5 protein-coding genes are annotated in these 4,122 nt (G+C 73.6%); all 5 read right to left on the minus strand.

The window, feature by feature from the left end; all coding sequences use genetic code 11:
• On the minus strand, nt 1–623 hold a 623-nt coding region (locus VG869_17335), incomplete at its 3' end, for a site-2 protease family protein (protein ID HEV3452951.1).
• Between the two features lie 3 nt (nt 624–626).
• A complete protein-coding gene (locus VG869_17340; protein ID HEV3452952.1) occupies nt 627–965 on the minus strand; it encodes a TraR/DksA C4-type zinc finger protein in 339 nt (112 codons plus the stop codon).
• Nucleotides 966–974: 9 nt separating this feature from the next.
• The gene (locus VG869_17345; protein ID HEV3452953.1) at nt 975–1,964 is read right to left on the minus strand and encodes a site-specific tyrosine recombinase; all 990 of its coding nucleotides are present in this window, start codon (nt 1,962–1,964) and stop codon (nt 975–977) included.
• Between the two features lie 4 nt (nt 1,965–1,968).
• Nucleotides 1,969–2,526, minus strand: a complete 558-nt coding sequence (locus VG869_17350; protein ID HEV3452954.1) for an NUDIX hydrolase — start codon at nt 2,524–2,526, stop codon at nt 1,969–1,971.
• The coding region (locus VG869_17355; protein ID HEV3452955.1) for a CTP synthase at nt 2,523–4,122 on the minus strand (1,600 nt) is incomplete at its 5' end. The genes VG869_17355 and VG869_17350, both read right to left, overlap by 4 nt.

Here is a 4,122-nt window from a genome sequence, read left to right on the forward strand (position 1 = left end):
GCGTCGAAGAACGGCTGCACGACGGTGCCGACCACACCGGTGAAGAACACGAGCACGAGGAGGATGAGCAGCCCGTAGGGGCGGATCCGGTACCAGGTCGGGAGCCAGGCCGACGGCAGCAGCCGCTCGACGAGGGCCGACCCGTCGAGCGGCGGGATGGGCAGCAGGTTGAACAGCCCGAGCAGCAGGTTCACGAGGGCGAAGTAGAAGACGATCTCGAGCAGCAGGTTCGACGTGGACTGGTCGATGGTGCCGGGCAGCACGCCGCCGCTCGAGTAGATGGCGCGCGCGCCGACGGCGGCGGCCGCCATGAGCACCAGGTTCGTGGCCGGGCCGGCGAGGCTCACGAGGATGATGTCCCGGCGCGGTCGGCGGAGCCGACGCGGGTCGACCGGGACCGGCTTCGCGTACCCGAAGATCGGCAGGCCCGCGAGCGCGCCCATGGCCGGCAGGATGATGGACCCGAACGGGTCGATGTGGGGCAGCGGGTTCAGGGTGAGGCGGCCGGCGCGCTTGGCGGTGTCGTCACCCAGCCAGGAGGCCACGACGCCGTGGCTGACCTCGTGGAGGATGACGGCCGCGACGAGGCAGCCGAACAAGATGAGCGCCTCGCGCAGGGGCACCCGTCAGCGCGACTTCGAGGCGCAGGTGATGCAGAGCCGGGCGGCCGGGATCGCCTCGAGCCGAGCGTCGGCGATCGGCCCGCCGCAGCGCTCGCACCGGCCGTACGTGCCCTCGTCGAACTTGTGGAGGGCGTCCTCGATCTCCCCGAGCGTCTCGGCCAGGGTCACCGTGAGCGCCTCGATCTCCCCCCGCTCCGCGGTCACCTGGCTGGAGTCGGCGAAGCCGCCGTCGAAGGTCAGGTCCCCGTTGCTCCCCTGGCCGAGGTCCGCCAGCCGGTCACGCAGCCGGGCCCGCTCCTGCTGGAGCTGGGCGCGCAGCACCCCGTGAGATGTGTCGGCCATCCGGCAATGCTACCGCCGGCCCCCCACCCGATCTCCCGAGGAATGGGCCCGAGCCCGGGGATGGGCGGCGTCGTAGACGGCACGCAGCCGGGCCGCCGAGACCTGCGTGTACACCTGCGTGGTCGAGAGGCTGGCGTGGCCGAGCAGCTCCTGGACCACCCGGATGTCGGCGCCCCGGTCGACCATGTGGGTGGCGCACGAGTGCCGGAGCACGTGCGGGTAGACCCGGTCGCCGAGCCCGGCCCGGTGCCCGGCGGCCCGCACCAGCCCCCAGACCCCCTGGCGGGTGAGCCGCCCGCCGCGCGCGTTCAGGAACACGGCGTCGCCGGCCCGGGCCCGTCCCCCACCGGGTCGGACCAGGACGGGCCGGCCCCGCTCGAGGTAGGCGGCGACGGCCCCCCGCGCCGGGCGCCCCAGCGGCACGATCCGCTCCTTGCCCCCCTTCCCCAACACCCGCAGCAGGCCCCGCTCCAGCTCCAGGTCGGCCCGGTCCAGGCCCACCAGCTCGCTGATCCGCACCCCGGCGCCGTAGAGGACCTCGAGGAGGGCCCGGTCCCGCAGCCCCGCCGGCCCGTCGTCGCCGGCCGCCGCCAGCAGCGCCTCGACCTCGGGCTCCGACAGCGGCTTCGGGATCCCGGCCGGCACCCGCGGCGAGGCCATGTCGGCGGTCGGGTCGCCGGCGCCGAGGCCCTCGTCGAGGCAGAAGCGGTGGAACGACCGGACCGCCACCAGCGCCCGCGCCACCGACGCCGCCGCCAGCCGGGCGTGGCCGGATTCGTCGCGGCGGGCGCGCAGCGCGGTGGCGTAGGCGGCCACCATCGTCGGCGTCACGTCGCCGGGTCCGGTGACGGCGCGCCGGCGCAGGAACCGCTCGTACGCGCGCAGGTCGCGCCGGTACGCGGCCAGCGTGTTCGGCCGCAGCCCCCGCTCGACGGCGAGGTAGCTGGCGTGCTCGGCCAGCGCGTCGGTCAGCGCGTCCGGGCCGGGCTCGTCGGCCACCGGCTCAGGCCCGCTCGGCGCGCTCGCGCTCGAGCCGCTGCCGGGTCAGCAGGAGCCCGACGATGCTCTTGGCGTCGGTGATCTCCCCCGCGGCGATGAGCGCGGGCACGTCGTCGATGCCGACCCGCTCGATGGTCATGGCCCGCTCCTCGGCGGTGACCGCGCCGCGCTCGGTGGCGGTGAGCTCGGTGGCGCGGTACACGTGGGTGTACTCGTCGCAGAACCCGGGCGAGTTGTAGAACGCGCCGAGCCAGTCGAGCCGGCCCGGACGCCGCCCGATCTCCTCCACCAGCTCGCGCGAGGCCGTCGTGGCCGGCTCCTCGCCCGGGACGTCGCGCTTGCCGGCGGGCACCTCGAGGAGGCTGCGGCCGGGGGCGGCGCGCCACTGCCGCACCATGAGGACGGCGTCGCCCTCCATCGGGACCACGGCCACCGCCCCGGGGTGTCGCACCACGTCCCGGGTGAACGACTCGCCGTCGGAGCCGACGACGCGCAGCTCGACGAGCTCGAGGAAGCCGGAGCGGCACCGCGCCGTCGTCTCGACGACGCGGAAGTCGGTCACGAGGCCGGGACGTCGGCCGTGACGATCGGGAGACGAGGCGCGCGGCCCTCGGCCCGCTCCGCCGCGGCCCGGACGAAGGCGGCGAACAGCGGGTGGGGGCGGTCGGGCCTGCTCTTGAACTCGGGGTGGGCCTGGGTGGCGACGTAGAACGGGTGGAGGTCGCGGCGCAGCTCCACGAACTCGACGAGCCGCCCGTCGGGCGACGTGCCGCTCGCCACCAGCCCCGCCTCCTCGAGCCGAGCCCGGTACCGGTTGTTCACCTCGTAGCGGTGGCGGTGCCGCTCGTAGACGAGCTCCTCGCCGTAGGCGGCCCACACGATGGACCCGGGCTCCAGTCGGGCCGGGTAGGTGCCGAGCCGCATCGTGCCGCCCATGTCGACGATGTCGCGCTGCTCGTCCATCAGGTCGATGACCGGGTGGGGGGTGCGGGCGTCGAACTCGCTCGAGTTGGCGCCGAGCAGGCCGCAGGCGTCGCGCGCGAACTCGACCACGCCGCAGTGCAGCCCGAGGCAGAGGCCGAGGAAGGGGACCTGCTGCTCGCGTGCGTACCCGGCGGCGGCGATCTTGCCCTCGATGCCCCGGAAGCCGAAGCCGCCGGGGATGATGATCCCGTCGAGGTCGCGCAGGCGCCCCTCGGCGAGCAGCCCCTCGAGGTCGTCGGAGGCGATCCAGTCGATGTCGACCCGGGCGCCGCAGGCGTACCCCCCGTGGCGGAGCGCCTCGACGACGGACAGGTAGGCGTCGGGGAGGTTCACGTACTTGCCGACGAGGCCGATCCGGACCGACTGCTCGGCGGCGTCGATGCTGGCCACGAGGGTCCGCCAGGCCTGGAGGTCGGCCTCGTGGTCCTCGAGCCGGAGGACTCGGCACACGTAGTCGTCGAGGCCCTCGTCGTGGAGGACGAGGGGGATCTCGTAGAGGTGGTCGGCGTCGACCGCCGAGACGATGCCCTCCTCGGGCACGTCGCAGAGTTGGGAGATCTTCTCCTTCAACCGGGTCGGGATCGGCCGGTCGGAGCGGCACACCATGGCGTCGGGCTGGATGCCGCGGCTCCGCAGCTCGGTGACCGAGTGCTGGGTGGGCTTCGTCTTCTGCTCCCCCGACGGGCCGATGAACGGCACCAGGGTCACGTGCACGTAGAAGACGTTCTCGCGTCCGACGTCCTTGCGGAACTGGCGGATGGCCTCGAGGAACGGGAGGATCTCGATGTCGCCGACGGTGCCGCCCACCTCGGTGATCACCACGTCGACGTCCTCGTCGGCGAGCCGGAGGATGCGCCCCTTGATCTCGTCGGTGATGTGGGGGATCACCTGGACCGTCTGCCCGAGGTAGGCGCCCCGACGCTCCTTGGCCAGGACCTCCTGGTAGATGGAGCCGGTGGTGGCGTTCGACTTCTTCGTCAGCGGCACGTCGACGAAGCGCTCGTAATGGCCGAGGTCGAGGTCGGTCTCACCGCCGTCGTCGGTGACGAACACCTCGCCGTGCTGGAAGGGGTTCATCGTCCCGGGGTCGACGTTGATGTAGGGGTCGAGCTTCTGGAGCGTGACCCGGATCCCGCGGCTCTTGAGGAGGCGGCCCAGCGAGGCGGCGGTGAGG

It is taken from the genome of Acidimicrobiia bacterium (assembly GCA_035948415.1).
Taxonomy (GTDB): Bacteria; Actinomycetota; Acidimicrobiia; order IMCC26256; family PALSA-555; genus PALSA-555.

Excerpts from the sequence above, each read along its gene's own strand:
- VG869_17340 (HEV3452952.1), bottom strand. The coding sequence starts at position 965 with ATGGCCGACACATCTCACGGGGTGCTGCGCGCCCAGCTCCAGCAGGAG.